The organism is Planktothrix sp. FACHB-1355 (assembly GCF_014748295.1).
GTDB classification, from domain to species: domain Bacteria; phylum Cyanobacteriota; class Cyanobacteriia; order Cyanobacteriales; family Aerosakkonemataceae; genus Aerosakkonema; species Aerosakkonema funiforme_A.
In genome coordinates this window covers 1-3,929 of sequence record NZ_JACJUP010000634.1, presented here as the reverse complement: position 1 = coordinate 3,929, position 3,929 = coordinate 1, and the positions used below count along the sequence as shown (strand labels likewise).

Genomic DNA, 3,929 nt, shown 5'->3' with positions numbered 1-3,929 from the left:
TCGACAAGCGACTTGGATTGCAGACCGAGTGGTTAAATTAGACCCCGATCGCAATGCTGTCGCGACCAAAGAAGGTATCCTGGTTGAGTACGATTACTTAATTGTCTGTCCCGGCATTCAGTTGGACTGGCATTTAATTAAAGGATTGAAAGATGCGATCGGCAAAAATGGCGTTACCAGTAATTATGCACCTAATTACGCACCTTATACCTGGGAACTAATCAAAAATTTCCCTGGTGGAAATGCTTTATTTACCTTTCCCAACACACCAGTTAAATGTGGTGGTGCGCCGCAAAAAGTTATGTATATGGCAGATGACACCTTTCGCAAACTGGGAGTTCGCGATCGCACTAACGTCATGTTTCTCACACCAGCAACTAAAATGTTTGCCGTACCGGAATATTCAGCCATATTAGATAAAGTTGTTGCCGAACGGGGGATTGATGTTAAATTCCGGCACAACTTGAAAGAAATTAAAGGGGAAACCAAAGAAGCAGTATTTGATGTTTTCGATGATAGCGGTGCAGTTGTCGATGAATTTACCCACAAGTACGACATGATTCACGTCGCACCGCCGCAAAGCGCACCGGACTTTATTAAACAAAGTCCTTTGGCAGTTTCTGGTAGCGCCTATGGTTGGGTAGATGTGGATAAATACACCCTACAGCACAATCGATATCCCAATATATTTAGTTTAGGAGATGCTTCTTCCCTGCCAACTTCCAAGACAGCAGCAGCAGCACGCAAACAAGCAGCAATTGTAGCCGAAAATTTGTTGGCATTTATAGCTTCCCAACCATTATTACATAAGTATGACGGCTACACTTGCTGTCCTTTAATCACTGGGTATGGCAAGACAATCATGGCTGAGTTTGATGGTTATAACGGCACAGTGGTTTCTAGTTTTCCCCTCAATCCCGTGAAAGAACGCTGGATTATGTGGATGATGAAAACTACTGGTTTGCCTTGGATTTATTGGAATCGGATGCTGAAAGGAGAGCAGTTTGAGGGGGATTACATCAAGTTTATGCAATGGCGGCAATAGTTTTGTTAGCTATTTCGGGTCGATCGCGACGATTTTTCAGAGAAACCGGGTTTCTGGGGAGATTTGTAGCTTTCTAGCGACGATTTTTCAGAGAAACCGGGTTTCTTTGCGTAAGTCCTATTCAAATTGCTAACGCACTCCCCAAACTCTAATTTTCTCATCCTTACTGCTACTAACAATCTTACCTCCATCGGGGGTAATGGCAACAGCAACAACCTCATTTAGATAACCTTCTAACATATGCAATTGCGTCCCCGTTCGCAGATGCCACAATCTAATTGTTCCATCGCGACTGCAACTGGCAAAGGTGTAGCCATCGCGTGCGATCGCAAGATGATTCACCTCATCCCAATGTCCGATGAGAGTGCGTAAAAATCTCCCCGTTTGCAAGTTCCACAGTTTAATTGTTTTATCCAGAGAACCGCTAATCAGAATTTTACTATCGGGACCGATCGCCACGCATTTAACCCCATCGGAATGTCCGATGAGGGTATGCAATAATTCTCCAGTTTCTAAGTTCCACAATTTGATAGTAGAGTCAGCACTGCCGCTGGCTAAAATCTTGCCATCGTGACTAATGGCAACAGATTTGACTGCGCCTGTATGTCCTGCAAAAGTGGAAATTAACCGTTGCGTGGGTAAATCCCACAATTTAATTGTACGATCTTCGCTGGCAGTGGCGAGAGTTTTTCCGTTGGGTGTAATGGCAACGCAATTAACTGCCTCAGTATGGGGAAATAAAGTATAAAGTAATGCCTTGTCCAAGCTTTTGCTTTGTGGCACAGTTCCACCATTATTTGCCGCATTTTGTAATTGCCAAACCTTGACGGTGTTATCCCAACAGCAACTAATCAGAGTTTGTCCGGAAGAACTGATGGCAATAGATTTGATTCCATCTGTATGTCCGCTGAGGGTGCGAACGATCCTGCCCGTGTAGAGCGATCGCACGGTAATAATTTTGTCCTTGCCGCCACTGACAATATTTTGTCCGTCAGGAGAAACGGTCAGGGCATAAGTGGTAGAATTGGGTGTGTAATATTTGTACAAACACCCAAACAATTGATACGGATTGTGTTCTTGTAAAACTCGTTGCAAAGTTTCTTTTTCGCAATCTTGAACTAGCAAGTAAGCAGTTTGCCGCACTTGCCACGATTTATCCATTAAGGCGGAAAATAGCAGTTCTAAACCTGCTTGTCCGTACTTGGTTGTCTCTTGCAGAGCTGCCAATCGTTGGACGACATCTGCGCTGGCGAAGCGCCGCTTGACGCCGGCGATTCCTCCCAAAACGGCAGCACCCACAGGCGTGGGCGTTTGATTGCCTAAGACGACATCGTAAGCTCTGGGCTGATTCTGTGCCATTGCACTGGTAGGCTTGTAGTACTCTTTGTATTATGCCTCATATATCGCTTGAATTTCGATCGCCTCCAGCACACGATTGAAAAGTCTGATATCTGCAATGTTACCCTTGAAGAATCCGGGCCAACTGGGATGATCGGAACGTCTGCCAATTCGCAACGGTTTCGCGTTGTTGAGAGAACCTTGTCTGTCTGTTGGGTTAAATCGATTGCCGACCTCTACCCCATCAAGATACCACCTTCCCCCATCAGTTTGGTCTCGGTCGATCGTAATCGCCACATGATGCCACTTGCTATTAGTAATTGATATATAGGCGAGGTAATTCGTCCATCCAGTGCCTATCCCATCAGCTAGTTGACAACATAAACTGCCGCGATAATTGCAAACAGTATAGCCCTGCACAGCACCCGAACTTTCAACTCTTTTATCAATAATGACATCGATATTTCCATGCGGGTTACTGGTGTTAACCCAAAAACAGATGGAAAGGTCGCCCGTTCCAAAGTTGAGGGCAGGAGCGTCGCTAATTTGTACATAGTCATTCACACCATCAAAGCACAGAGAACTAAGCAAACTGGGCTTGATGGTATTAGTTATGGGTGCGGGAGTGCAACCATTGATTATGCCGTGATTTGTGCCGATGCGATCGCTAACAGTATTACCTTCAGTTTCATCCAAGCGCCACCACGCCACCAGATCGGGGGGTATGTACTCCCGCAGTGCTTGTCGAACTTTAATTTCTGTCCTTTTTTGCAGTAGCAAATAAGCAGTTGCTCGTACTTGTCCGTTAGCATCTTTTAAAGATTGAATCATCAAACTTATCCCGGCTTCTCCATAATTCAGCGCTTCTTTTAATGCCGCAATTCTCTGAGAGACGATCGCACTTGTCAATCGCGACTTCACACCTGCCATTCCTCCCAATACAACCGCATTCACAGGCGGTGGATTTTGACCGCCAAGCACAGCATCATATTCTTGCGGTTGCGGGATGTTGTTATTAGTAGGTTGAGGAGCCGATTGATTACGCAATCTGGCTTTAGCAATCGCCAATTTAATTGCAGAAATCAGTTGGTTTCGGTCAAAAATTTTCTGTAAAAATTCAAAATACGCAAACGGTTCGGGAATTTTTGCTCTTACTTCATCTATACGTCCTGACATCACCACTAAGGGAATTTTCTGTAATTCCGGATCGGCTTGGATATGCTGAAACACTTCCCAACCGCTCACTCTAGGCAATATCCAATCCAGTAAAATCAAGTTTGGCCCTTCTTGGTGGATGAGATTGATTGCCTCCAGACCATCTTTAGCTTCCAAGATTTCAAATTTACCCACAGGTAACATTGCTTTGGTATTTCTACGAACGACTCCGCTGTCATCGATAATCAAGATTTTGCGATTCGCCATAAGTTATTCCCGTTCTTTTGGAATCTCTATGCAAAAGTTCAAACGCTCCACAACTTAATTATCCCGTTTCTATCCCCACTCACAACAGTCTTTCCATCCGGACTGATATTCACCGATGCAATTA

3 protein-coding genes are annotated in these 3,929 nt (G+C 44.6%); 1 reads left to right on the top strand and 2 read right to left on the bottom strand.

Translation table 11 applies throughout. From position 1 onward, the window contains the following. A partial coding sequence (locus tag H6S82_RS22100; protein ID WP_191056708.1) for an FAD/NAD(P)-binding oxidoreductase occupies nucleotides 1–1,045 on the top strand: 1,045 nt, incomplete at its 5' end. Between the two features lie 129 nt (nucleotides 1,046–1,174). Here the strand turns inward: H6S82_RS22100 and H6S82_RS22095 are convergent. Together H6S82_RS22095 and H6S82_RS34410 are read right to left on the bottom strand one after the other, a co-directional pair. Continuing rightward, nucleotides 1,175–2,404 (bottom strand): WD40 repeat domain-containing protein, encoded by a 1,230-nt coding sequence (locus H6S82_RS22095; protein ID WP_190461735.1) that lies wholly within the window; start codon nucleotides 2,402–2,404, stop codon nucleotides 1,175–1,177. A 30-nt stretch (nucleotides 2,405–2,434) separates the two neighbouring features. Next, complete coding sequence (locus tag H6S82_RS34410) at nucleotides 2,435–3,805, bottom strand: LamG-like jellyroll fold domain-containing protein (RefSeq protein ID WP_190461733.1); 1,371 nt, start codon at nucleotides 3,803–3,805, stop codon at nucleotides 2,435–2,437. Between the last annotated feature and the right edge of the window lie 124 nt (nucleotides 3,806–3,929).